The 24,957-nt window shown below is 68.3% G+C and carries 24 protein-coding genes; 19 read left to right on the forward strand and 5 right to left on the reverse strand.

Annotation, left to right across the window (positions count from 1 at the left end; translation table 11 throughout):
- The 10 genes from sucB to NK1_RS15530 form a co-directional block, all read left to right on the forward strand.
- Positions 1-765 (forward strand): 2-oxoglutarate dehydrogenase, E2 component, dihydrolipoamide succinyltransferase (gene sucB, locus NK1_RS15485; RefSeq protein ID WP_063906012.1); only part of this gene is annotated, 765 nt, incomplete at its 5' end.
- A gap of 32 nt (positions 766-797) precedes the next feature.
- Complete coding sequence (locus tag NK1_RS15490; protein WP_063009297.1) at positions 798-1,688, forward strand: TIGR01777 family oxidoreductase; 891 nt, start codon at positions 798-800, stop codon at positions 1,686-1,688.
- Positions 1,689-1,800: 112 nt separating this feature from the next.
- The gene (locus tag NK1_RS15495) at positions 1,801-2,352 is read left to right on the forward strand and encodes a GNAT family N-acetyltransferase (RefSeq protein ID WP_281189159.1); all 552 of its coding nucleotides are present in this window, start codon (positions 1,801-1,803) and stop codon (positions 2,350-2,352) included.
- Positions 2,353-2,426: 74 nt separating this feature from the next.
- Positions 2,427-3,437 (forward strand): lipoyl synthase, encoded by a 1,011-nt coding sequence (gene lipA, locus NK1_RS15500; protein ID WP_063009420.1) that lies wholly within the window; start codon positions 2,427-2,429, stop codon positions 3,435-3,437.
- A gap of 178 nt (positions 3,438-3,615) precedes the next feature.
- On the forward strand, positions 3,616-5,817 hold the full coding sequence (locus NK1_RS15505) for an elongation factor G-like protein EF-G2 (RefSeq protein ID WP_063009299.1): 2,202 nt from the start codon (positions 3,616-3,618) through the stop codon (positions 5,815-5,817).
- Positions 5,818-5,884: 67 nt separating this feature from the next.
- A complete protein-coding gene (locus tag NK1_RS15510; RefSeq protein WP_036500017.1) occupies positions 5,885-6,628 on the forward strand; it encodes a DUF4191 domain-containing protein in 744 nt (247 codons plus the stop codon).
- A 334-nt stretch (positions 6,629-6,962) separates the two neighbouring features.
- Positions 6,963-8,201, forward strand: a complete 1,239-nt coding sequence (locus NK1_RS15515; protein ID WP_063009424.1) for a homogentisate 1,2-dioxygenase — start codon at positions 6,963-6,965, stop codon at positions 8,199-8,201.
- Entirely contained in the window at positions 8,194-9,381 is a 1,188-nt protein-coding gene (locus NK1_RS15520; protein ID WP_245660540.1) for an alpha/beta hydrolase family protein, read from the forward strand. The genes NK1_RS15515 and NK1_RS15520 overlap by 8 nt, the downstream gene beginning before the upstream one ends.
- 10 nt (positions 9,382-9,391) lie before the next feature.
- Complete coding sequence (locus tag NK1_RS15525) at positions 9,392-10,027, forward strand: IclR family transcriptional regulator (RefSeq protein WP_063906013.1); 636 nt, start codon at positions 9,392-9,394, stop codon at positions 10,025-10,027.
- Between the two features lie 220 nt (positions 10,028-10,247).
- Positions 10,248-11,744 (forward strand): aldehyde dehydrogenase family protein, encoded by a 1,497-nt coding sequence (locus NK1_RS15530; protein WP_084461003.1) that lies wholly within the window; start codon positions 10,248-10,250, stop codon positions 11,742-11,744.
- Between the two features lie 10 nt (positions 11,745-11,754).
- Here the strand turns inward: NK1_RS15530 and NK1_RS15535 are convergent, their stop codons facing one another.
- The gene (locus tag NK1_RS15535) at positions 11,755-12,312 is read right to left on the reverse strand and encodes an aldo/keto reductase (protein ID WP_063009303.1); all 558 of its coding nucleotides are present in this window, start codon (positions 12,310-12,312) and stop codon (positions 11,755-11,757) included.
- A gap of 17 nt (positions 12,313-12,329) precedes the next feature.
- On the opposite strand from NK1_RS15535, the gene NK1_RS34535 reads away from it, so the two are divergent.
- Positions 12,330-12,470, forward strand: coding sequence for a hypothetical protein (locus tag NK1_RS34535; RefSeq protein WP_157104287.1), 141 nt, complete (start codon positions 12,330-12,332; stop codon positions 12,468-12,470).
- Here the strand turns inward: NK1_RS34535 and NK1_RS15540 are convergent.
- Positions 12,454-12,915: an RDD family protein gene (locus tag NK1_RS15540; protein ID WP_036500011.1), complete on the reverse strand. Its 462-nt coding sequence runs from the start codon at positions 12,913-12,915 to the stop codon at positions 12,454-12,456. The two genes, NK1_RS34535 and NK1_RS15540, sit on opposite strands and share 17 nt — an antisense overlap.
- A gap of 461 nt (positions 12,916-13,376) precedes the next feature.
- Here NK1_RS15540 and glnA point away from each other — a divergent pair, with 461 nt between their 5' ends.
- Complete coding sequence (glnA, locus tag NK1_RS15545; protein ID WP_036500008.1) at positions 13,377-14,813, forward strand: type I glutamate--ammonia ligase; 1,437 nt, start codon at positions 13,377-13,379, stop codon at positions 14,811-14,813.
- A 73-nt stretch (positions 14,814-14,886) separates the two neighbouring features.
- On the opposite strand, the gene NK1_RS34540 is transcribed toward glnA, so the two are convergent.
- Entirely contained in the window at positions 14,887-15,054 is a 168-nt protein-coding gene (locus tag NK1_RS34540; protein WP_157104288.1) for a hypothetical protein, read from the reverse strand.
- A 196-nt stretch (positions 15,055-15,250) separates the two neighbouring features.
- Between NK1_RS34540 and NK1_RS15550 the strand changes: the two genes are divergently transcribed.
- The 6 genes from NK1_RS15550 (at position 15,251) to NK1_RS15575 (ending at position 21,123) form a co-directional block, all read left to right on the forward strand.
- Positions 15,251-16,162, forward strand: coding sequence for an oxygenase MpaB family protein (locus NK1_RS15550; RefSeq protein ID WP_063009305.1), 912 nt, complete (start codon positions 15,251-15,253; stop codon positions 16,160-16,162).
- Between the two features lie 115 nt (positions 16,163-16,277).
- The gene (locus tag NK1_RS15555) at positions 16,278-17,924 is read left to right on the forward strand and encodes a CocE/NonD family hydrolase (RefSeq protein WP_245660542.1); all 1,647 of its coding nucleotides are present in this window, start codon (positions 16,278-16,280) and stop codon (positions 17,922-17,924) included.
- A complete protein-coding gene (locus tag NK1_RS15560; protein WP_063009308.1) occupies positions 17,921-19,279 on the forward strand; it encodes a M20/M25/M40 family metallo-hydrolase in 1,359 nt (452 codons plus the stop codon). Before NK1_RS15555 ends, NK1_RS15560 begins: the two co-directional genes overlap by 4 nt.
- Before the next feature lie 37 nt (positions 19,280-19,316).
- Entirely contained in the window at positions 19,317-19,724 is a 408-nt protein-coding gene (locus NK1_RS15565) for a DUF3224 domain-containing protein (RefSeq protein WP_030515341.1), read from the forward strand.
- Positions 19,725-19,809: 85 nt separating this feature from the next.
- On the forward strand, positions 19,810-20,646 hold the full coding sequence (locus NK1_RS15570; RefSeq protein WP_063009310.1) for an alpha/beta hydrolase: 837 nt from the start codon (positions 19,810-19,812) through the stop codon (positions 20,644-20,646).
- 9 nt (positions 20,647-20,655) lie between these two features.
- The gene (locus NK1_RS15575) at positions 20,656-21,123 is read left to right on the forward strand and encodes a 6,7-dimethyl-8-ribityllumazine synthase (RefSeq protein WP_036500001.1); all 468 of its coding nucleotides are present in this window, start codon (positions 20,656-20,658) and stop codon (positions 21,121-21,123) included.
- Positions 21,124-21,170: 47 nt separating this feature from the next.
- Here the strand turns inward: NK1_RS15575 and NK1_RS15580 are convergent, their stop codons facing one another.
- A complete protein-coding gene (locus tag NK1_RS15580; protein ID WP_063009312.1) occupies positions 21,171-22,625 on the reverse strand; it encodes a neutral zinc metallopeptidase in 1,455 nt (484 codons plus the stop codon).
- A gap of 248 nt (positions 22,626-22,873) precedes the next feature.
- Here NK1_RS15580 and NK1_RS15585 point away from each other — a divergent pair, with 248 nt between their 5' ends.
- Positions 22,874-23,401, forward strand: a complete 528-nt coding sequence (locus tag NK1_RS15585) for a hypothetical protein (protein WP_063009314.1) — start codon at positions 22,874-22,876, stop codon at positions 23,399-23,401.
- Between the two features lie 8 nt (positions 23,402-23,409).
- On the opposite strand, the gene NK1_RS15590 is transcribed toward NK1_RS15585, so the two are convergent.
- Positions 23,410-24,783: a bifunctional lysylphosphatidylglycerol flippase/synthetase MprF gene (locus NK1_RS15590; RefSeq protein ID WP_084461005.1), complete on the reverse strand. Its 1,374-nt coding sequence runs from the start codon at positions 24,781-24,783 to the stop codon at positions 23,410-23,412.
- Between the last annotated feature and the right edge of the window lie 174 nt (positions 24,784-24,957).

The raw sequence follows: 24,957 nt of genomic DNA on the forward strand, positions 1-24,957 counted from the left end.
GCCGCGCCGTCGGCTCCGGCCGGCGCCCGCCCGCAGCTGCAGGCACTGCGCGGCACGGTCCAGAAGGCCAACCGCATCCGGCAGATCACCGCCACCAAGACCCGCGAATCGCTGCAGACCACCGCGCAGCTGACCCAGACCCACGAGGTCGACGTCACCAAGATCGCGGCCCTGCGGGCCAAGGCCAAGAGCGCATTCGCCAACCGCGAGGGCGTCAACCTGACCTTCCTGCCGTTCTTCGCGAAGGCCGCCGTGGAGGCGCTGGGCGTGCACCCCAACGTCAACGCCTCCTACAACGAGGACACCAAGGAGATCACCTACCACTCCTCGGTGCACCTGGGCATCGCGGTCGACACCGAGCAGGGGCTGCTGTCGCCGGTCATCCACAACGCCAGCGACCTGTCGCTGGCCGGGCTGGCCCGCGCCATCGCCGATATCGCCAACCGCGCCCGCAACGGCGGCCTCAAGCCCGACGAGCTGGCCGGTGGCACGTTCACCATCACCAACATCGGCAGCCAGGGCGCCCTGTTCGACACCCCGATCCTGCTTCCGCCGCAGGCGGCGATGCTGGGCACGGGTGCGATCGTCAAGCGCCCGATCGTGATCTCCGACAACGGCAGCGAGTTCATCGGCATCCGCTCGATGTGCTACCTGCCGCTGACCTACGATCACCGCCTCATCGACGGTGCCGACGCCGGCCGCTTCCTGACCACCATCAGGCACCGGCTGGAGGAGGCTGCGTTCGAGGCCGATCTCGGTCTGTAAAACGCTGCGCGACACGACGATTCGGTGACGACATGAAAGTTGTGATCGCCGGTTCGTCCGGACTCGTCGGGACGGCGCTGGTCGCCGCGCTGCGCCGGGACGGGCACGAGGTGGCCCGCCTGGTGCGCCGTCCCGCCGCGGCCGAGGACGAGTTCAGCTGGGATCCGGTGCGGGCGCAGGTGCCCGCACCGGCCCTGCGCGCGGCGGATGCCGTGGTCAACCTGTGCGGCGCCGGACTCGGCGCGCGCCGCTGGAACGGCAGTTACAAACAGCAGTTGCGCGACAGCCGCATCGGCCCGACCGATGTGCTGGCCACCGCGGTCGCCGCCGCCGGCGTGCCGACGCTGGTGAACGCCAGTGGCGTGCATTTCTACGGCGGCGACACCGGCAATCGGGTGATCACCGAATCCGATTCCGCCGGAACGGGTTTCCTGGCGACGCTGTGCCGGGACTGGGAGGCCGCCACTCAGCCCGCGGTCGACGCCGGGGTGCGGGTGGTGCAGATGCGCAGCGCGGTGGTGCTGTCGCGCCACGGCGGCATGCTGGCCCTGTTGCGGCCGCTGTATTCGATCGGCCTGGGCGGGCGCCTGGGCAGCGGGCGCCAGTATCAACCGTGGATCTCACTCGACGACGAGGTCGCCGGCATCTCCTTCGTGCTGCGGCATCCGTCGGTGCGCGGACCGGTCAACCTGGTCGGCCCGGCGCCGGTGACCAATGCCGAATTCAATCGCGCGCTGGCGCGGGCGCTGCATCGCCCGGCGCCGTTCATCGTGCCCGCCGTCGCCTTGCAGGCCGCGGTCGGGGAACTGGCCCAAGAGGCGATCCTGCGCGGCCCGCGCGCGATTCCCACCGTGCTCGAGGACGCGGGCTATACCTTCCGCCACGAAACCATCGGGCAGGCGCTGGCATCGGTGATCGACTGAGCAGGCGGTGATCGGCCGAGCGGTGGTGAAACCGCTCACACCTGCACGGACACCGCTCGCATTCGAGCCCGATCGGCTCGCCGCCGCCGAGGGTTGCGGATAGTTTGGGGCGGTGACCGATATCCCGTCGGGTGGACCGCGCATTCGCGATGCCGAGGAACGCGACATCCCCACCATCCTCGCCATCCACAACGACGCCGTGGCCGAGACGACCGCCATCTGGGACACCCAGCCGGTCGACCTCGACGATCGCCTGCACTGGTGGCGGGACCGGGTGGCCGCCGGATATCCGGTGCTCGTCGCCATCATCGACGGTCAGGTGGCCGGATATGCCAGCTACTCGCAGTGGCGGCCCAAATCCGGCTACCGGTACTGCGTGGAGAATTCGGTGTACGTCTCGGAGCGGTTCCAGCGCCGCGGCGCGGCGACCGCGCTGCTGACGGCCCTGCTGGGGCGGGCCGAGGAGTCCGGGCGGGTGCACACCGTGATCGCGGCGATCGAAACCTCCAACAAGACCTCGATTCTGCTGCACGAGAAGTTCGGCTTCCGGATCGTCGGCCAGCTGCCCGAGGTGGGGCACAAGTTCGGCGGCTGGATGGATCTGACCTTGATGCAGCGCACGTTGCCGGGCCCGATTTCGGCGGGCGTAGAGTCGTTCGAGTGACCTCCGTCGATACCCCGACATCGAACAGCGGCACGGCACACACCGCCGCGCCGGCCACGTCGTCCTCCGATTCCCTGGTACGGGAGTCGGGCGGTCGCAAATTGCTTCGCATCGAGGCCCGCAACGCGCAGACCCCGATCGAACGCAAGCCGAAGTGGATCCGCACCCGCGCCACCATGGGCCCCGAGTACTCCGAACTCAAGGGCCTGGTCAAACGCGAAGGGCTGCACACGGTCTGCGAGGAAGCGGGCTGTCCCAACATCTTCGAATGCTGGGAGGATCGCGAGGCCACCTTCCTCATCGGCGGTGAACAGTGCACCCGCCGCTGCGATTTCTGCCAGATCGACACCGGCAAGCCGGCCGCGCTCGACCGCGACGAACCGCGCCGGGTGGCCGAGAGCGTGCAGGCGATGGGCCTGCGGTATTCGACGATCACCGGTGTCGCGCGCGACGACCTCGAAGACGGCGGCGCCTGGCTGTACGCCGAAACCGTGCGCGCCATCAAGCAACTCAATCCGCACACGGGCGTGGAGTTGCTGATCCCCGATTTCAACGCCGAACCCGAGCAGCTGGCCGAGGTGTTCTCCTCGCGGCCGGAGGTGCTGGCGCACAACGTCGAGACCGTGCCGCGCATCTTCAAGCGGATCCGCCCGGCGTTCCGCTACGAGCGATCGCTGGCGGTGCTGACCGCGGCCCGCGAGGCCGGCCTGGTCACCAAGTCGAATCTGATCCTCGGCATGGGCGAGACCCCCGAAGAGGTCACCCAGGCGATGCGTGACCTGCACGAGGCCGGTTGCGACATCCTCACCATCACCCAGTACCTGCGGCCCTCACCGCGCCACCATCCCGTGGACCGCTGGGTGAAGCCGGAGGAATTCGTCGAACATTCCCGCGTCGCAACCGAACTCGGCTTCGCCGGCGTGATGGCCGGTCCGCTGGTGCGCTCCTCCTACCGCGCCGGCCGGTTGTACGCGCAGGCGATGGCGCATCACGGGCGGGAGATCGCACCGGAGATGGCGCATCTGGCCCAGGAGGGCTCGGCGAGCCAGGAGGCGAGCTCGGTCCTCGCCCGATTCGGCAGCTGAACCGAACCCCAGCCACGTCGTAACGACCGGCCGAATTCGCCTTCGGCCGGTCGTTCGTCGCGTACGGGGTGCGGATTCACCACGGATGGGGTGCGGATCCCCGGAACGGGTGACACAGCCGCGCGCCGGTGGGAAGCTCGAAGCAACCGCACGTGTCGACTCCGGGAAGTGAAGAGACATGGCCGAGAAAGCGAGCACCGCCGCCCGTAACAGTTCCGCCGGCAGAGTCCTCGAGGCGTCCCGGCCGGACGGTATCCGCAATGTGGTCCTGGTCGGGCACACCGGCTCCGGCAAGACCACGGTGGTAGAGGCACTGGCCATGGAGGCCGGGGCGCTCACCCGAGCCGGCCGCGTAGAGGACGGCACCTGTGTGTCGGATTACGACGATATCGAGCAGCGGCAACATCGCTCGGTCCAACTGTCGGTGGTGCCGGTCGCCTGGAACGGCATCAAGGTCAATCTGATCGATACGCCAGGATATGCCGATTTCGTCGGCGAACTACGGGCCGGTCTGCGCGCTGCGGATGCGGCCCTTTTCGTGGTCTCCGCGGCCGCCGGCGCCGACAGTGTGGACGGGCAGACCCTGGCGCTGTGGGAGGAATGCGCGAGCGTCGGGATGCCGCGGGCGCTGGTGATCACCCATCTGGACGCGGCCCGCGCCGATTTCGACCTGATGACCCAGACCTGCGCGGATCTGCTCGGCGACGGCGATTCCGACGCGATCCTGCCGCTGCAACTGCCGGTGTACGGCCCGAAGGGCCCCGACGGGCACCGCCCGGTCACCGGCGTGATCGACCTGCTCACCGAGCAGGTCTTCGATTGTTCCGGCGGGGCGCACACCCGCACCGACGCCACCGCCGAACAGACCGCGCAGATCGAGACCTCGCGGAACCGGCTCATCGAGGGCATCATCGCCGAGAGCGAAGACGAAACCCTGATGGACCGCTACCTCGAGGGTGAACGGATCGACCTCACCACCTTGATCGCGGATCTGGAACGCGCGGTGGCGCACGACCGCTTCCACCCCATCCTCATCGCGGCGCCTCCGCCCGAGGGCACCCGTGAGGGTCTGGGCATGGTCGAGATCCTGGAGCTGATCACCCGAGGCTTTCCCACGCCGGCCGAACACGCGGTCGCGGCGCGCTGCCCGAGCAACGGGGCGGCGCCGCGGGCACTGTCCTGCGATCCGGATGCACCGCTGGCCGCCGAGGTGATCCGCACCGCCTCCGATCCGTATGTGGGCCGGGTGTCGCTGGTGCGGGTGTTCTCCGGCACCCTGCACGCCGACGACACCGTGCACGTCTGCGGGCACAACGGCGGCAACGGGCACGATGTCGACGAACGGGTGGGCGCGGTGACGGCACCTTTCGGTAAACAACAGTTCCCGATCGGCCAGGCCATCGCGGGCGATATCGCCTATGTCACCAAACTGGGGCACGCCGAGACCGGGGATACCGTGTCGGCCAAGGATTCTCCGTTGCTGATCGAGCCGTGGCCGCTGCCCGAACCGCTGCTGCCGGTGGCCGTGCGCGCCCACGGCAAGGCCGACGAGGACAAGCTGTCGCAGAGCCTGTCCCGTCTGGTCGCCGAGGATCCGACGGTGCGCCTGGAGCAGAATCCGCGCACCCATCAGCTGGTGCTGTGGTGCCTGGGCGAGGCCCATCGCGATGTCGCGCTGGAACGGCTGCGGTCCCGGTTCGGTGTCCAGGTCGATGTCGACGAGTATCGGGTGGCATTGCGAGAAACGTTCGGCGGCAAGGCTTCCGGGCACGGACGGCATGTGAAGCAGTCCGGCGGCCACGGCCAGTACGCGATCTGCGATATCGAGGTGGAACCGCTGCCGGAGGGGTCCGGGATCGAATTCGTCGACAAGGTGGTCGGCGGCGCGGTGCCCCGCCAGTTCATCGGCTCCGTGGAGAAGGGCGTGCGCGCGCAGGCCGAGCGCGGAGTCGCCGCCGGTTATCCGCTGGTCGATGTGCGGGTGACCCTGCTCGACGGTAAGGCGCATTCGGTCGACTCCTCCGACGCGGCGTTCCAGACCGCGGGGGCGCTGGCCCTGCGGGAGGCGGCCGCGGCCGCCAGGATCTCGCTGCTCGAGCCGATCGCCGAGGTGCGGGTAACCGTCGCCGACGATTTCGTCGGCACCATCCTCGGCGATCTGGCGGGCCGGCGCGGCCGCGTGCTGGGCACCGAACCGGCCACCGCCGGGCGCACCGTCATCCGCGCCGAGGTGCCCGAACTGGAATTGAGCCGCTACGCCATCGACCTGCGCTCCCTCTCGCGCGGCGCCGCCCAGTTCGACCGCAGTTATGTGCGGCACGAACCGATGCCGAGCCAGATCGCCGCAGAGCTGCGCAATCGCAGCGAAGCGACCGTCTGAGGCGAGCGTCGCACCCGTTCTGCGGCCCGTGCGGGGTATGTCCCGCTCGACCACTATCCTGAGAGGTATGGCAGCAGGTAAGGGCGGCACACCGTCGAAGGAAGCGAAGGCCGCGGCGAAGGCGGCGCGCAGGCAGGCGTCGAAGGAGCGGCGTCAGCAGCTCTGGCAGACGTTCCAGATGGTGCGCAAAGAGGACAAACTGCTGCTGCCGCTGATGATCGGCGCGCTGGTCGGCATCACCGTGGTGCTGTTTCTCATCGGCTTCCTTTTCGACATGCAGTGGTTCCTGCTGCCGGTCGGCATTCTGCTGGGCGCGCTGGTGGCGTTCATCATCTTCGGACGCCGCGTGCAGAAGAACGTCTATGCCAAGGCCGAAGGGCAAGCGGGTGCGGCCTGGTGGGTGCTGGACAACTTGCAGGGTAAGTGGCGCGCCACCCAGGCCGTCGCCGCCACCACCCAGCTCGACGCCGTCCACCGCGTGATCGGCCTGCCCGGTGTGATCCTGGTGGCCGAGGGCTCGCCGCAGCGAGTGAAGTCGCTGCTGGCGCAGGAGAAGAAGAAGACCGCCCGCCTGGTCGGTGACACCCCGATCTACGACATCGTGATCGGCAACGAGGAGGGGCAGGTTCCGCTGAAGGGCCTGCAGCGTCACCTCACCAAACTCCCCCGCAATATCGACGCCAAGCGGATGGACCTCATCGAGGGCCGCCTCACCGCCCTGGCCACCCGCGGCGGACCGGCCCTGCCGAAGGGCCCGCTGCCCGCCGGCGCCAAGATGCGCGGAGTGCAGCGCACCATCCGCCGCCGCTGACATCCGCACGGCGGGTTCTGCCGCACAGCTGAAACCCGATATCGCCGCCGCATCCACCGCTTCTGGGTGCGGCGGCGATTTCGTGTGCACCTGCAGGCCAGCGTTCTCCGCCCGCCGCTCCAGCACTTCCGCCGCCCTCCGCACACCAGTGCCCGCGCCGCTCGGTCCGGGCCGCCGGGCTGGGGCGATCGGCCCACGGGCACCGATCGCATCGCGCCACCCGGCACCGGCCTGTCTCGATCTGCGTCAAACGCCGGACAAAAATCGCACTCGCCCGTAGGTTCGCATATAGGACAGGCTGTCATGAATGTCGGACAGTCATCAGGAGGTGGCGATGCCGTACTACCGGGCCGTCGGCGCATTCCCCCGGCAGCGCCATACCGCATTCAGCCTCGAGGACGGCACGCCGACGTTCGAAGAGTTCATCGGGGAGGAAGGGTTCTCCGGGACCGGGGCGCTGCTCTATCACCGCCGGGTCCCGTCGGCACTGGTCGATGCGCGAGCGTGGGACCTCGGCGATCAGTCCCTCACCGCCAACACCCCGCTGCTCCCCCGGCATTTCCATCTGCCCGATCTGTTCCACGAGGTCACCGGCCGGGACGCGGTCCGCCACCGCCGCCCGGTGCTCGCCAACGCCGACGTCCGCATTTCCTACGTCGTCGCCGACACGCCCTCTCCGCTCTACAGCAACGGCATCGGCGACGAGGTGATCTTCGTCGAGTCCGGCGCGGCCACCCTGGAGAGCGTCTTCGGCCGGGTCGAGGTGCGCCAGGGCGACAACGTCGTCATACCGCGGGTCACCATCCATCGCTGGCTACCGCACACCGACGCGGGCCCGTTGCGACTGCTGTGTGTCGAGGCCGCCGGGCACGTCCGGCCGCCGGACAAACACCGCACGCGCTATGGCCAATTCCTCGAGGGCTCCCCGATCACCGAACGCGATCTGCGCGGACCGGCCGGACCGTTGCTGGCGCCGGACGAGCTGGTCGATGCCGACACCGAGGTCTACGTCAAACACCGCACCGCCTCCGGCCTGCACGGCACGGTGGTCGTCTACGACCATCACCCGTTCGACGTGGTCGGCTGGGATGGCCACCTGTATCCGTACGCGCTGAACTATCGCGACTTCTCCCCCGTCGTCGGCGCGGTACTGCAACCGCCGCCGACCTATCAGGTGCTGCAGGGGCCGGGTTTCGTGGTGTGCAATTTCGTCCCGCGCCCACTGGAATTCGCGCCCGGGGCGATCAAGGTGCCGTACTACCACTCGAACGTCGACTCCGACGAGGTGATGTTCTACTTCGCCGGAGAGACGGCCGCGCGCAAGGGTTCCGGCATCCGGACCGGTTCGGTGAGCCTGCATCCCGCCGCGTACACCCACGGTCCTCGGCGTCGTGCCTATCTCGATTCGCCCGATTTCACCGAACCGAACGAGATGGCGTTCATGGTCGACACCTTCCGTCCGCTCGAGGTGGCCGAAGGCGGCACCGCGAGCGATGTGCCCGGCTATCCGTGGAGCTGGTCGGACAAACCGTATGCCGGTCGGCCACAACAGAAGGGAGGGCACGGTGAGTGAGTCGTTCGAGCGGATCCCGGTGATCCTGCACAGCGAGGAGCAGCCCACCGTCCGCGAGACCTACGGATTCACCGGCGGTCACGGAATCGTGCTGGAGGGACAATTGCTGCGCCCGCCGGGCGATCGGCGTTCGGGCGCAACGGTTTTCCTCTTCCAGCATCCCACCTCGACGCTGAATCTGCTGCCGATGCCGACCGCACTCGCCGCCCGCGGACATCACGTGCTGTGCGGGGCGAGCCGCTATCCGAAGAACGATTCCGCGCTGGTGATGGAGAAGGTGGTCCTCGACCTCGGCGCGTGGGTGCGCTGGGCGCGCGAGGTCGCGGGCTACGACCGCGTGGTTCTGGTCGGCTGGTCCGGCGGTGGATCGCTGTCGCTGCTGTATCAGGCCGAAGCGTTGGATCCGAGTATCACGCACACACCCGCCGGAGATCCGGTCGATGTTGTGGGAGCGGGACTTTCACCGGCCGACGGGGTCGTGTTCATCGCGGCGCATCTGTCGCGTGCGGAGACGCTCACCGAATGGCTCGACCCGTCGGTGATCGACGAAACCGATCCGCACCGCCGCGACGCCAACTGGGATATCTATGCCGACGACGCGCCGCAGCGCCCGCCCTACGGCCCCGCCTACGTCGCCGGATTCCGCGAAGCCCAGCGCGCCCGCAACCGCCGCATCTCGGACTGGGCGCTCACCCGGCTGGCCGACCTGCGCGCCGCGGGCGGGCCCGAACAGGAGCAGCCCTTCCTGGTCCACCGCACGATGTGCGATGTGCGCTGGCTCGATCCGGCCGTCGACCCCAACGACCGCCGCCCGAACTGGTGCTACCTCGGCGATCCGCGTACCGCGAACGTCGGGCCGGTCGGCCTGGCCCGCTACACGACGCTGCGGTCGTGGCTGAGTCAGTGGAGTCTGGACCATTCGGTGGCGGGCGGGGCACGCAACGCCGCGCGGATCACGAAGGGCCCGGTGCTGCAGATCGAGAATTCCGCCGACGACGCGGTGCCCGCCACCCACAACCCGATCGTGCGCGACGCGCTCGCCACCCCGGACCGCACCTATCGCGTAATCCCCGGCGCCACACACTATTACGTCGGACAGCCCGGCCATCTGCGCACCTCCCTCGAATACGTCGAGCAGTGGGCCGCCGAGCGGGAGCTGATCGAGGCGCCGCCCACGTAGGATTCCTGCCATGCCGGCTCCCGACACCTCGCAGACCCTGAGCCGGGGACTCGACGTGCTGAAGTTGCTCGCCAGCAGCCCCCATGCCCGCACCCCCGCGCAACTGGCGCAGGAACTGGGACTGTCCCGCACGATCATCTACCGGTTGGTCGGCACGCTGGTCGAACACGGTCTGGTGCGCCGCGCCGAGGACGGCACGATCAGCGTCTCGGCGGGCGCGCTCGTGCTGACTCAGCACGTACTCGGCTCGGTGCGCGAGGCCACCCGCGAGATTCTCGAGGATCTGGCCCGCGAGGTGGAGGCCACGGCCCATTTCTGTGTCGCCGACGGGGACGACGTCCTCGCGGTCGCGGTCGTCGAGCCGCCCTTCACCACCTTCCATGTGGCCTATCGGGTCGGCGCCCGCACCGCGCGCGGACAGGGCGCGCTCGGCGAGGCCGTCGAGGCGGCCCGGCGCGGCGAGCGCGGGATATTCGAGAGCGAAGGCAAGCTCGTGCCCGGCGCGCACGGCGTCGTCGCATCGCTGCCAGGGCTGCCCGGCCCCCCAGCGGCCGTGGGGGTGGTAACCCTGGCCGGGCAGGAGACCGCTGCGATGGCCGATGCGGTGCGCCGGGCCGCCGAGCGGTTGTACGCCGCACTGGGCTGAATCTGCCGAGAAGCGGGATCCGTTACGCCTCAACCATTTTCGGCTGACGAAACTCCACTCTGGCGTCACCGCCGAGTCGGCGGTCCCACCGTGGGTGAGGGACGGCGCCGCCGCCAACCGACATCGAGCCACACAGGCTGTCCGATAATCGGATTTCTCTTCACAACATACGATCACCGCGCTAGCCTGCTCACACTTCGTTCAGTCGTCAGGAGCAGCCGTGTCCGACTACACCTCCACCGCCCGCGCCGACGGCGCGCAGGCTCCGACCACGTTCCCGCCCCGCCGGCTCTGGATCGGCGGGCGCTGGCGCGACGCGAGCGGCGGCGCGACCTACCGCTCCGAGAATCCGGCCACCCTCGCACACATCTGCGATATCGCCGACGCGTCCGCCGTGGACGTCGACGACGCGGTCCGCGCGGCGCAGGCCGCGTTCGACAGCAGCGGCTGGAAGGAGATGGGCGGCGCCGAGCGGGGGCGAATCCTGTTCCGCGCAGCGGATCTCATCGAGGCCGATAGGCAATACCTGTCCGCGCTCGAAACCCTCGAGGTCGGAAAGCTGTACCGGGACGGCGTTTTCGGCGACATTCCGGCCACTCTGGCCACGTTCCGCTATTACGCCGGCTACGCGGACAAACTGCACGGCTCGACGGTGCAGCTCCCCGATTACGCAGGCCGGCACCGGCTCAACTACACCCTGCGCGAGCCCCTGGGCGTGATCGGGGCGATCACACCGTGGAACAACCCGATCGTCGTCGCCGGCTGGAAGATCGCTCCGGCACTGGCCGCGGGCAACACCGTGGTGATCAAGCCGCCGGAGGATGCGGCGCTGTCTGTCCTGCGGCTGGCCGAAATCCTCGCCGAGGCCGGGGTGCCGGACGGCGTGTTCAACGTGGTGCCCGGCCGTGGCGAGACCGCCGGCGCCGCACTCGCCCGCCACCCCGGACTGGCCAAGCTGACCTTCACCGGCAGCCCGGAGGTCGGCGCCCTCATGAACACCCACGCCGGAGGTCAGTTCCGCAAGGTCACCCTCGAACTGGGCGGGAAGAACCCGCAGATCGTCTTTCCCGATGCCGATCTCGACCGCGCACTGCCGTTCATCGCGGTCGGCAACTTCCTGCATCAAGGTCAGGTGTGCGCGGCCGGAACCCGCGTCTACGTACACGACAGCCTGGTCGAGGAGGTGACGCGCCGACTGGCCGAGCATGCCGAATCCCTTACTCTGGGCGACCCGTTCGACGCCGATGTCGCCATGGGACCGGTGGTGAACCGGCAGCAGTACGAGCGCATCGGCGGCTACCTCGGACTGGGTGTCGCCGAGGGCGCCGAACTGGTGACCGGTGGCTCACTCGCCGAGCGGCCCGGCTATTTCGTCGAGCCGACCGTCTTCCTCGGCCGCCACGAGCAGCGCATCGCGCGCGAGGAGATCTTCGGCCCGGTGGCCACGATCATCCCCTTCTCCGACACCGCCGATGTGCTGACGCTGGCCAACGACAGCCACTTCGGGCTCAACGCGATCATCTACACCGAGGACCTGCACACCGCGCAGACCACCGCGCGCGATCTCCGCGTCGGCAATGTATGGATCAACGCCTTCGGCATCCCCGATATGACCACACCGTGGGGCGGGCGGGCCGGGAGCGGTATCGGCCGCGAGCTCGGCCCGGCCGGTATCGAGGCCTACACCGAGGAGAAGACGGTACAGATGATGTTCTGAGCCGCCGCTCTCAGGCCCGGCTGTCGAGCACGGCGCGCATTCCGGCATCCAGCTCGACCTCCCGCGCCGCCATATTCTGCTCGAGATGGTCGAGGCTGCGGGTCCCCGGGATCAGCAGGATGTGCCGATCGCGGGCCAGCAGCCATGCCAGACCCACCTGACTCGGCGTCACTCCCAGGCGGTCGGCGATATCGCGCACCACGTCGTCGCCGCCCACCTTGGGCCGAACCGGAAATCCCGATCCGAGCGGGTAGTACGGCACGAAAGCGATTCCCCGCGAGCGACATTCGGCCAACAGCGGCTCCTCGTCGCGTTCGAGCAGGTTGTAGAGATTCTGCACGCACGCGATACCAGCCGGAGCGGCGTGCCGGAGCTGGTCGACGGTCACGTTGCTCAGCCCGATCGCCCCGATCTCGCCCTCGTCCCGCAACGCCATCAGTTCGGCCAGCTGGTCGTCGAGGTCCACGATCTGGTCACCGGTCGCCACGATTCCGGGCGGACCGTCGACCCGGCGCAGGTTGACCACTGCCAGTTGCTCAGCGTCGAGCGCCCGCAGGTCCGCTTCCACCGCGGCTGCCCGAGGACGTGACGGCGGCGATGGCGGGCGCGACGCTGGCGGGTATCGACCGCGAGCAGATCGATCGCCTCCTCGACCTTCTGCTCGACGGCCCGCGCTCGGGCACCGAGCGGCCGGAGGCGGCGACGATCGTTACCGAGCGCGGATGAGTGCCGTCCCGGTCGCCCGGTCGTGCATACCGCGCCGATCCCCGTCGGTGAACAACGCGGGCACCACGAAGGTCAGCAATACCTGCCGCGCCACCGAGCGCACGAAGCCGACCGGCGCCGACGCATCGATCCGCACGGTGCGCATTCCCAGGAAGTACTGCCCGGGCGTGAACCCGAACAGCATGACCGTCACCACGCCGATCACGAACCAGATCAGATAGGTGACGGTGTTCAGCGAGCCGGCGCCGCGCACGATCAGCGCGGCGATACCCATGGCGATGAAGTAGTCGACGAACAGCGCGACGATGCGGCGCGACATGGGCGCCAGCGACCCCACCCCCTCCTGCGGCAGGCCGAGCAGCTTGCCGGGGTAGTCGTCGGGCTGCGGCTCGCCGGGGTGGGCCGCATTCGGGCCGGACAGCCAGGAACCGGTAATTCGCGCCATGCTCCCAGCGTAGGCGTAACGGCGGTGAGGATTACGTCACACCCGGACCGCGCACGCACCCACGCGTAACACCGGCCCTCGGACGCCGCCCTCCGCGCGCGGCCTCGCCCCCGCGGCTTCGCGGGCCCGCCGTGGCGGCAGCACGATACCCCGCCGGGGCGATGCACCAAAGCGGTTGCGGGCGGGAAACTCTCGGGGTCGCGCGCACCGATCGGCGACGATGCGCGGTCCTCGAATCGAGCCCCGGATGCCGTGGTGGCAGGATAACGGTGCTGGTCCGGCACCGCATCGTGAACGAACCGTCGCGTGGTGTTGCCCGGGGAGGCCGCCGACCCGTCCAGCAGCACGTGTAACACTGGCGAAACACAGCCTTGATTGCGGGGAAACACCGCATCCATACCGTTCAGCGCTGAAACCCAGCAATCGGCACAGGCTGGGAACCGATCCGTAAGGAGTACTAAGTGGCGTTCAGCACGGCCGACGAGGTCATCAAGTACATCAAGGAGGAGGACGTCGAGTACGTCGACGTACGCTTCTCGGACCTTCCTGGCGTTCAGCAGCACTTCTCCATCCCGGCGAAGTCGTTCACTTCCGACCTGGCCGAAGAGGGCCTGGCGTTCGACGGCTCCTCGGTGCGCGGTTTCCAGTCGATCGACGAGTCGGACATGCTGCTGCTGCCCGACTTCTCCACCGCCCGGATCGACCCGTTCCGTGCCGCGAAGACGCTGAACCTGAACTTCTTCGTGCACGACCCGTTCACCCGTGAGGCCTACTCCCGCGACCCGCGCAACATCGCGCGCAAGGCGGAGGAGTACCTGCGTTCGACCGGCATCGCCGACACCGCCTTCTTCGGTGCCGAGGCCGAGTTCTACATCTTCGACGGCGTGCGCTACGGATCGGGCATGAACGGCTCGTTCTACGAGATCGAGTCCGTCTCGGGTTCGTGGAACACCGGCAAGGAGTTCAACCCGGACGGTTCGCGCAACCTGGGTTACAAGGTCCGTAACAAGGGCGGCTACTTCCCGGTCGCGCCCTACGACCACTACGTGGACCTGCGCGACAAGATCTCGACCAACCTGCAGAACGCGGGCTTCGAGCTCGAGCGCGGCCACCACGAGGTCGGCACCGCCGGTCAGGCCGAGATCAACTACAAGTTCGGCACCCTGCTCTCGGCCGCGGACGACCTGCAGCTGTTCAAGTACATCGTGAAGAACACCGCGTGGCAGGAAGGCAAGTCGGTCACCTTCATGCCGAAGCCGCTGTTCGGTGACAACGGCTCGGGTATGCACGTGCACCAGTCGCTGTGGAAGGACGGCAAGCCGCTGTTCCACGACGAGGCCGGCTACGGTGGCCTGTCCGACCTGGCCCGCCACTACATCGGCGGCATCCTGCACCACGCGCCGTCGCTGCTGGCGTTCACCAACCCGACCGTGAACTCCTACCACCGTCTGGTGCCGGGCTACGAGGCCCCGATCAACCTGGTGTACTCGCAGCGCAACCGCTCCGCCGCGGTCCGCATCCCGGTCACCGGCAACAACCCGAAGGCCAAGCGCATCGAGTTCCGCGCGCCGGACTCCTCGGGTAACCCGTACCTGGCCTTCGCCGCCATGATGATGGCCGGCCTGGACGGCATCAAGAAGAAGATCGAGCCCAAGGCCCCGGTCGACAAGGACCTCTACGAGCTCCCGCCGGAGGAGGCCAAGAACATCCCGCAGGCCCCCACCTCGCTGGCCTCGGTCATCGACCGCCTCGAGCAGGACCACGAGTACCTCACGGAGGGCAACGTCTTCACCGACGACCTCATCGAGACCTGGATCCAGCTCAAGCGGGACAACGAGATCGCGCCGGTGAACCTGCGTCCGCACCCCTACGAGTTCGAGCTGTACTACGACGTGTAAGTCGTTACGGCACAGTCGAATTCACGAAGCCCCAGCCGATTCCGGCTGGGGCTTCGGTGCGTTTCGAGACTGGTTACAGATGCGGGTGGCTACCCAGGGATGCGCTGTAGACGGCCGGATGAGCTTGGGCGGCAGCGAGATTGCGGCGTTCCTCGGCGGTCAGGGTATGGCGGGCCAGCGCCCGGCGGGCGTAGGTGCGCAAGGTCCCCAAAAACGAGGGGTGGGCGTGGGTGTGGATCATGGCTGGATCCCTCCTCCCTGAACTTTCGATGTGGCGAGGATCCCATTCTTCCATCAGTTCACCGAGATTTCAGGTTGTGTTCACTTCCGGTTGCCCGGCAAGTCGGCGGAGAGCATCCGGTTGCCAAGATCGAAAGAGGGTGAGATGATTCGCATGTAATCCTCTCATCATGTCGAGTGGTCAAAGGAGATCACGGATGACCGCCTCCGTCGCCCGCGCCGAGCGCACCGAACACGAACTCGGCCCCCGGAAGCCGATCGAACCCGGAACCCGCATGTGGGACGAGGTCGGACTGATCACCTTCTCCCTCACCGCCGGGTCGGCGTTCCTGCTGCAGACCATGGAACCGACGATTTCCGCGGTCGTCGACGAGCACTCCACCTTCCGCACCGATCCGATGGGCCGCGCGATGCGCAGTCTCGCGGCGGTGATGACCTGGACCTACGGCGGTGACGAGGCCGTCGCCGAGGCCGATCGTCTGCGGCATATGCACGCCTCGCTCAACACAGTCGACGCCCAGGGCAAACGCCACTCCGCGCTCGCCTCCGGCCCGTGGGCCTGGGTGCTGCACACCGGCACCTACGCCTTCAACGAGGGCTCGAAGTACTTCAGCCGCACCCCGCTCACATACGCGGAGAAGGAGCAGTACTACCAGGAGGTGCTGCAACTGCTGCGCATGTTCTCGGTGGCGCCCAAGGAGATTCCGCCGACCTACGCCGAGTTCGAGGTCTTCTTCGCCGACACCGTGGAGAACCACCTGGTCGCCACCGACACCGCGCGCGACTACCTGAAGACGATCCGCCACGTGGCCCCGCCCAAGTCGCTGCCCACACCGCTGGTGCCCCTGTGGAAGCTGGCAGCCTCCCCGATCGGCCGCATGCAGTACTTCTGCACCGTCGGCACCACGCCCGAACCGGCACGCCGCAAACTCGGACTGACCTGGACCGCGCAGGACGAGCGCAACCTGCGCATCCTGGGCTGGGTGCTGGCCCGGCTGGTTCCGCTGCTGCCGGAACGGATCCGCTACTTCCCCATCGCCTACGAGGCGCGCAAACTCGAGCGCGACCGGGCCCGGCTGCGCAAGGTGCTCGATCTGCGTCCGATGTGATCGAGGGCCGAATGGCCGGCCGGTTTCCCGACCCCGGTTCTGAGGTCTGGACGGGTGGCGGTGCAGACTCGATAGTCCTATGGTGCTCGAGAATTCATCGCCACGCGCCCGGCGCGTGCTCACGCGTGTGCTGTGCGGGCTGATCCTCCTGATCGCCGCGGCCGCGCCGGTCACCGCGACCGCCGCACCGGCCCCGGCGTATCAGTGGCGCCAGGAGTTCCTGACCACCCCCGACGGCGTGCGGTTGCACGCGGATATTCTGCGGCCCGCGGGCGTGGCCGACGACGTGCGCACCCCCGTCGTCATGACGGTGAGCCCCTACCGCAATCACCTGGCGTTTCTCACCGAGATCTATCCGGAGGGCGGGCCGTCGCTGCGCGATCTGTATCCGGAACTGTTTCTCGACGCCGGCTACACCTATGTGGTCGTGGATCTGCGCGGGTTCGGCGGGTCCAGCGGCTGCCCCGACTTCGGCGGTCCCGGCGAGCAGAGCGATGTCCGTACCGCCGTGGAATGGGCTGCGGCACAACCGTGGTCGACCGGCCGGGTGGGTCTGACCGGCACCTCCTACGAGGCGTGGACCGGCATCATGGGTCTGGCCACCAACCCGAAGGGGCTGGCCGCGGTGGCCGCGTTCGAACCCGATGTCGATCCCTACAGCTATCTGTACATGCAGGGCATCGCGTGGAAGTTCTCCGGAAAGCCGGTGACCGAGGACGGAATTCGCCCCGGCGATATGGCGGGGTTCGAACATCTGCTGATCTCCTCCACCCCCGCCCACCCCTCCGACTCCCCGGAGTACAAGGCCAACGCCGCGCGGTTGCCGATCGAATGCGCACAGCCGTATCTGGCCGGTATCACCAACCACGACGGTGGCACGCAGTTCTGGCGCGACCGCGATCTCACCGATCGCATGCGCGGCAGCAGGATTCCGCTGTTCCTGGGCCAGGGCTTCCTCGACTACAACACCCGCCCCTACCGGGTCTTCGACGTCTGGAAGAACCACGATCTGCCCGAGGACAAGGGCTGGTTCGGCCAGTGGGGTCACCAGAACTGCCACGACGGCTGCGGCACACCGCAATTCGACAGTGAGCTGCTCGCATTCTTCGACAAGTACGTGGCCCGGCGCGACGTCACCGTCCCGGGCCCGCGGGTGACGGTCGGCAGCTTCGACGGCCGCTGGCGCAGCGAAAAGGTATGGCCGCCCGCCGATTCCGCACGAGTCGCGATGCCGGTCCGCCCCGGCGAGTACACCGATCGCGGTCTCGTCCCCGGGCCGGATCGCGAGTACTGGTCGCTGTCGCAGCCATTGCCCGCCGATCAGCATCTGTCCGGAATCCCCACCGCCACCCTGGCTTTGAGCGGCCCGCCGAACGCCACGGTCGCCGCGGAACTCTACGATGTGGCGCCCGACGGCTTCAGCACCGTGATCACCCGCGGCATCGCCCAGGTCGCCGAGACCGCGACCATCCGCCTGCTGGCCCAGGACTGGACCGTGCCGGCCGGACACCGGATCGGCGTGCGTATCACCGATGTGGTCGACACCGTGTGGGCGCACCCCCCGGCGAATGCCCGGGTGAGCGTGCGTTCCGGCACCGTCGAGCTGCCGTTGCTCACCGGCACCCGGAACTTCGATCTGACCGGCGGCAGCAGTGAGGCGCTGGGCAAATGGCGCGCCCGCCGGGTGACCACGATCGCGCCGGAGGTCCTGCGCGATTCCGGTGTGACCGTGGACTTCCCGCAACGACGAGGAGATCGATGACAGCGACCGGTACGACCGCGACCACCGTCGACGACGCGACCGCGCAGCGGCTCGCGGCCGCCCTGCGCTGCGTCACCGTCTCGCGCGATGATGCCGATGCCGACGAGGTCGAATTCGACCGGCTCGCAACCCTTCTCGACGACGAGTTCCCCCTGGTGCGCGAACACCTGGAACTGGAGCGATTCGGCCACAGCCGGCTGTATCGCTGGCCGGGAACCGAACCCGGGACGGCGGCCGTGCTGCTCGCCCACCAGGATGTCGTTCCGGTCGACGACGAGGAACGCTGGACCCATCCGCCGTTCGCCGGTGTGGTCGACGACGAATTCATCTGGGGCCGTGGCGCGATCGACGACAAGAGCCGGGTGCTGGCTATCCTGGAGGCGGCCGAATCGCTGCTCGCCGAGGGCCGCCGTCCGCGCCGCACCGTCTATTTCGCCTTCGGCCACGACGAGGAGATCTTCGGCCGCGCCGGCGCCACCCGGATGGCGGCCCGGCTGCGCGAGCTCGAGGTGCGCGCCGACCTGCTGCTCGACGAGGGCGGGGTGATCACGCAGGGCGTCGCCGACGGCGCCACCGCACCCGTCGCCTCCATCATGCTCGGCGAAAAGGGCTGGGCCACCGTACAACTGCGCACCACCGACACCGGCGGCCATTCCTCGATGCCCGGCCGCGAAACCGCCGTGGGCCGGATCGCACGGGCGGTCGCGCGCATCCAGGACCATCCGATGCCGCTGCGCATGACACCGGTGATCGCCGACATGCTGGTCCGGATGCGGCCCGCCATGGCCGAACCACGCCGGTCCGCCCTGCGGCTCGCGCCGATCGCGGGCGGGGTGATCACCCGGATGATGGCGGCGCGACCGCAGACCGAGGCCCTGGTCCGCACCACCACCGCCCCGACCGTGATCCGCGGCGGGGTGAAGGCGAACGTACTGCCGCAGCGCGCCGAGGCGCTGGTGAATTTCCGTATCCTGCCCGGTGATTCGGTCTCCGATGTGCTCGACCACTGCCGCCGCGTGGTCGCCGATCCGCGCGTCGCGATCGAGGTGCTCGGCACGGCCTCCGAACCCTCGCGGATCACCGGCCCCGGACCGACCTTCGACGTGATCGCCGACATCACCCGTGCCGTGGTGCCCGACGCGGTGGTCACCACGGGCATCGTGCCCGGCGCCACCGACTCCCGCCACTACGACGGGCTGGCGACCACCCGATGCAACTTCGCGCCGATCGTGGTCGACGCGGCGGATCTCGAGCGCATCCACGGCACCGACGAACGGCTCTCCCGGGCCAACTACGCGCGGTTGATCGAATTCAACCGCCGCGTTCTCGCGCACTACATCAGCGCCGCCGGCTGATGCCGGGAATGTCGGTGTTCGCGGCTACGCTCAGCGGGTGCGAGCTACAGCAACGTTCACCGTCAAATCCTTCGTCGCCACGGACGTCCTTCCCGATCCGGACATCCCCACGGCGACGCCGGTCGGAATCGCCCGGCTGGAAAAGCATTTCGAGGGTGAGGCGGTCGGTCGCTCGGCCACGTTGTTCACCGCCGCGTTCGACCAGCTGTCGGGCCGGGGCACCTATGTGGCGATGGAGTCGTTCGAAGGTTCGCTCAACGGTTTGGCCGGCACGTTCAACTTCGCCCACTCGGCGACCACCGCGGGTGAGGACCGCAGTGCGGAATTCTTCACCATCGTGCCCAGCAGCGGCACCGGGGAGCTGAGCGAGATCACCGGGACCGGCGGACTGGCGGTCGACGCGGACGGCACCCACCGGATCTGGTTCGACTACGACCTGGGCTGACCACGGCGCGGCGGGCCGTTGCGCGACGCTGCGGCCCGCCGTGCGCGACAATGGCGGCGCAGCGACGGCGCAGACGGAGGCAGCGATGACAACAGGCGATACCGGCGAATTCGACGCCCGCGGCGGACAGGTCTTCTGGCGGGCCTGGCTGCCCGACCGGGCGCGGGCCGTCGTGGTGCTGGTGCACGGGGTCGCCGAACATTCCGGGCGCTACGACCATGTGGGAAAACGATTGGCCGACAGCGGTTTCGCGGTCTACGCCTTCGACCACATCGGGCACGGCCGCTCCGGCGGCGGGCGGTCGAATATCGAATCGCTCGACGCGGCCGCCGACAATGTGAACACCATGCTCGAGATCGCGAGCGCGAAACATCCGAGCCTGCCCCGATTCGTCGTCGCCCACAGCATGGGCAGCCTGATCACGCTGTATCTGGCGACGCGGGCGCCGCTGGACGTCGCGGGGATCGCCGTCTCGGCGCCGCCGGTGGTGATCGAGGCCGGTAACCCGGTGCAGCGGCTGCTCGCCCCGGCCCTGAGCCGCTGGGCACCGAATCTGGGTGTGCTGCAACTGGATTCGGCACAGATCAGCCGCGATCCGGAGGTGGTGCGCGCCTACGATCAGGATCCGCTGGTCTACCGCGGCAAACTGCCGGCCCGCACGGCGACCGAAATTCTGCGCGGCGCGGACTTCGTACTGGGCCACCTCGACGCGCTGCGGGTGCCGACGCTGGTGCTGCACGGCGGCGACGACGCCCTGGCCGCCCCGGTGGGCGCCGATCGGATCGAGGCCGGAGCCACCGCGACCGATCTCACGGTGCTGCGTTATCCGGGCCTCTACCACGAGATATTCAACGAACCCGAGCGTGAGAAGGTACTCGGCGACCTGGTGCACTGGTTGGAGGAGCACACCGGCGCGCAGTAACATCCGAGGATGAGCAATACCGACCAGGGACGCATCGCCTTCATCCGGGCCAACTGGCACCAGTCCATCGTCACGCAGGCCCACGAGGGTTTCCTGGCCGAGTACGGCGATCTGGGGTATTCGGCGGATGCCGTCGAGGTGTTCGACGTGCCCGGCGCGTTCGAGATCCCGCTGCACGCGCAGCGGCTGGCCCGCACCGGCCGGTACGCGGCGGTGGTGGCCGCTGCGCTGGTCGTCGACGGCGGCATCTACCGGCACGATTTCGTCGCCTCGGCAGTGGTCGACGGGCTCATGCGGGTACAGCTCGAGACCGACGTCCCGGTGTTCTCCGTGGTACTGACCCCGCATCACTTCCACGAGCACAGCGAGCACGTGGACTACTTCACCAAGCACTTCCACACCAAGGGCGCCGAGGCCGCCCGCGCGGTCGCGACCACGCTGAGCTCCCTGCGCACCCTCCCCACCGGCGCGGTCTGAGCGAACATACTCCGATGGGCGACCGGCCGTCCGGTCGCCCATCGGCGTCACTTGTAGTTGTTCAGACAGGCGGCCTCACCGTCGAGCACTCCGGTGCGGTAGGCGTCGATTCGCTGATAACCACTGGGCACGACCTTGCCGTCGGTATCACTGGCGGCCAGTCCGTCGGCGAGCAGGCCGGATACCGCCGCGTCCAGATCACCGGCGGTCAAGCGCGGATCGCTGGCCGGGTCGCTGAGCTTGGTGGTGATCACCCCGGACAGACATGCCGTCCGCAGACCGGCGGTCTCCGGCCCCGACAGCGACAGATGCCGCTCGTTCTCCACCGCGAGCGCATAGCGGGAAATGAACACCACGTAGGCGTTGTAGTTGCCGTCCACGACCGCCGACAGCGGTTCGTCGTCGCCGGGTTGCGCGCCGGCCCGTTTGGCCAGCTCCGGCACATCGGTTCCGATCCGGTTCATCCACGGACAGTACGAAACCGGTTCCACCGCTTGGTTTTTCAGGCACAGTTTCACGACGCCGGAGTAGTCGAAGGCCGGCGGGTGCTGGAGCGGATAGATCCGCCCGAGCGCGGCGGCGACGGCATTGAGACCGTCGACGTCGACACCCATCTGATTCTCCTCGTCGCCGGGTTCGAAGCTCGTCGGAAGACCGCCGCGACGCTCCTGGATCTCCTTCTTGGTGATGCCCTTACATCCGGCCGCCCCGTCCGACCAGCCGATCTGCACCGCCGTCACGCGCTCGAACGCCGACCCGTGCACATTCTTCGGATTGTCGGGGTCGCGGTCACGCACGGCGACCGCCGCACCCAGAACTCCGTTGAGCCCGTCGGTCGTGTTCAGCGTGAAATGCGCCGAACCGCCCTCGGCCACATGCCGCAGGAACACCCCGGCGAAGCAATCGGCCTGCTGTTCGAGCACGATTCCGGGCGTGAAGAATCCGTTGAGCCGAGCCTGATCCTGCAGCGAGTGACCGTACTCGTGCGCGAGCACCATCACCACCGCCATCTTCCCGTACTTGTCCGAGATCAGCGGTAGCAGTTTGCCGCGGTCCCAGCCGACGGTCTTGTCGATCTTGCAGTAGGCCGCGTTCACCAGGTGGTAGGTGCTGGAGCGGCAGAAGGTGACCGATTGTTCCTTGGGGGCGTTGGCATCCCAGGAAATGAAGTGGTCGACCGGCTTGAAGGTGCCCGGGAAGTTCTTGCCGTATTCGGCGCCCCAGTAGTCCTGCAGATCCGACAGCGTGTTGAGCGCCAGCCGGTCCATCTCGCCGCCGTCGCCGTTGTCGGCGTGCAGCGGCGCGTCGGGCACGCCCGGTCGCGGACCGCTCGGCCCCGAGACATTGGGCGCGGCGCCGCTCAATGCCCACGGATTCTCGTTCGTCGCGGCAACATCATGTGCCACAGTCGTTTTCGCATCGGCGCCGCATCCGGCCAATACCGCACCGAGCGCCAGCAGCCCGGCCGTCGCGGCCAGCCGCAGCCGCCTCTCGTGTTTCATCTCGTGTCCTCCCCGAATACCACTGTCGACGCCCGGACCGACGACGATCCGGATTCCGCACAGCGGTCCCCCCGTCTCCCGAGCGCTCACATCGTAATCGGGCGCCCGCGCGAATGCGCAACGTATATCTCGATATCGGCACGGATGCCGCGCGTGACGACCACGACATGGCGCGCACACCATTCGTTCAACTACTATTTACCTACGTAGGTAGTAGATGCTCAACGGCGAGCAGAGAGGCCGAGACCATGCCCCGACACCCCCGCGTATCGTTCACCCTTCCCGCCCTGGCGGCGCTCACCGCCGCGGGCCTCGGCTTCACCGCGGCGCCCGCCGAAGCCGAATCCAGGCGATCGGCCGCCCAGCCCGCCACCGGCTGCCTGTGGGCCGGAACCACTCACCCCGCCGGAGCCACGGTCGTCGCGGGCGGACGCGGCTACACCTGCGGCGCCGACGGCCGCGGCACTCCGATGTGGTCGGCCGGCGCGACGTCGGACCGGCCCGATACCGTCGCCAACCCCGGTTCGACCGGCGACCCCGCCGCCCACTTCAGCCTGGGCGCACGCCAACCCGGCACCGCCTACAACGACTACTGCGTCGGCAATCAACTGATCGAGGGCACCGACGACGTCTACCAGGTGGTGCGCGGCCACGACGGCCGGTTGTTCTGGAAGGCCACCGAACCCGTCAGCGCATGGCGCTTCGACCGCGGAACCGTTGCCCCGCAACCGACCTGGCGCGGAACCGGCCTGTGCTACGAGGGCAATATGGCCTGACCGCCCGCTCAACCCTGCTTGCGGTGCGGCACGAATTCCAGGGTCAGCAGCGCGAGCGCGGTGAAGACGATCTCACGCCAGCGGATGAGGACGAAACGCTGATTGCCGAAGGAGTTGAACTTGCGCAGGAACCGATACAGCGATTCCAGCCGGATCAACGGGTCCAGCGTGCGGGCCAGCACATAGATGGCCTGTTTGGAGCGGGATCGTTCCTTGTCGGCGAACAGTTCGGGGAACGCCGCGAACGCCAGCGAGATGCGGTGCACGTCGTGGTCGCGGCCGTAGTCGACGAGGTCGACGATCATCCGCTCGTCCAAGCCGTTCGGGGCGTCCTTGCGCCGCCACGGCACATCGAGGCTGAGTTCGCTGCCGTGGTTGGAGGACCCGTAGCGCTGGAATCCGGCGACCCGGCCCTCACCGTCGCGGGCGATCACCACGAGCATGCCCGGATTCCGGCCGTCGAGCAGATGGTCCAGGATCATCGAGAAGCCGCGGGTCTGATGTCCGCTCCCCCACTCGTCGACGATGCCCAGCAGCGTCTCGCGCAGCTCGCGGTCGAGTTCGCGTTCGGGGATCACCTCGGTCTTGACGCCGAAGTTACGGGTGCGGCTGACCGCCTGGCGCAGGTTGCGGAATTTGCGGCCGACCATATCGAACGAGTCGACCTCGACCACCACGTCGCGACCGATCGGAATGGCGTGCAGGCCATGGTGATCGGCCGCGCGGGTGCGCCACAGTTCGGTAACCGCGGGGCTGGCGCCCAGCACGGCGATCCGCCAGCCGTGGGCGGCGGCGAATTCGGAGAACTCGGCGATGAGCCGGCCGAATTCGGCGCAGTTGCCGACCGGGTCGCCCGCGACGACCGCGATACCGAAGCGCGCGCGATATCCGATCGCGGCGTTCGAATCCGCGCTGAAGAAATAGGATTTGGCCGAGTGCAGCGCGAACGGGGCCAGCGGATCCTCGACCGTGCGGTCGACGAGCGCGGCGATGCGATGCTGCTGGTCCGGCTGCGGACGCGAACTCTGCGGCAGCATGAGGATCAGGCCCGTGGAGGCGAGGCAGACGAAGCCGACGGTGCCGTGATCGCTGCGGTAGGCGATGTTGGAGACACCGAGCACGATCACCGCGACGGTGAAGTGCGGCAGCGTGATCGGCCGTCGCAGATTCAGACCGCGCGCCACGAACAGACCCGACAGCGACACCGCCACGAACCAGCCGCGATTGACACCTTCACGGGAGGCATGGTCGGCCGCGTAGAGCAGCACCACACCGACCAGCAACAGCACCACGATCAGAGGAACCCGCACGGCGCGGGTCGGATTCAGGGCGGCGTGCCGATAGGTGCGGTAACCGGTGACGGCCGAATTGAGTTCAGCCATCACGGTCTCCGATCACAGAGCGCATCGCGTGTGCCGTCGAGCAGGTGGGCGTAGCGCACCTCCACGAACATCCTCACCATGGTGGTCCTCCCGACTGGTCGCGTACGGATACAGTATGCGGAACGCTCGTTCCGGCTCTGCGAGGCCCCTCGCACGGTGACGATGGCACGGCAC

Source organism: Nocardia kruczakiae NBRC 101016 (assembly GCF_001612965.1).
In the GTDB taxonomy this organism is placed as follows: Bacteria; Actinomycetota; Actinomycetes; order Mycobacteriales; family Mycobacteriaceae; genus Nocardia; species Nocardia kruczakiae.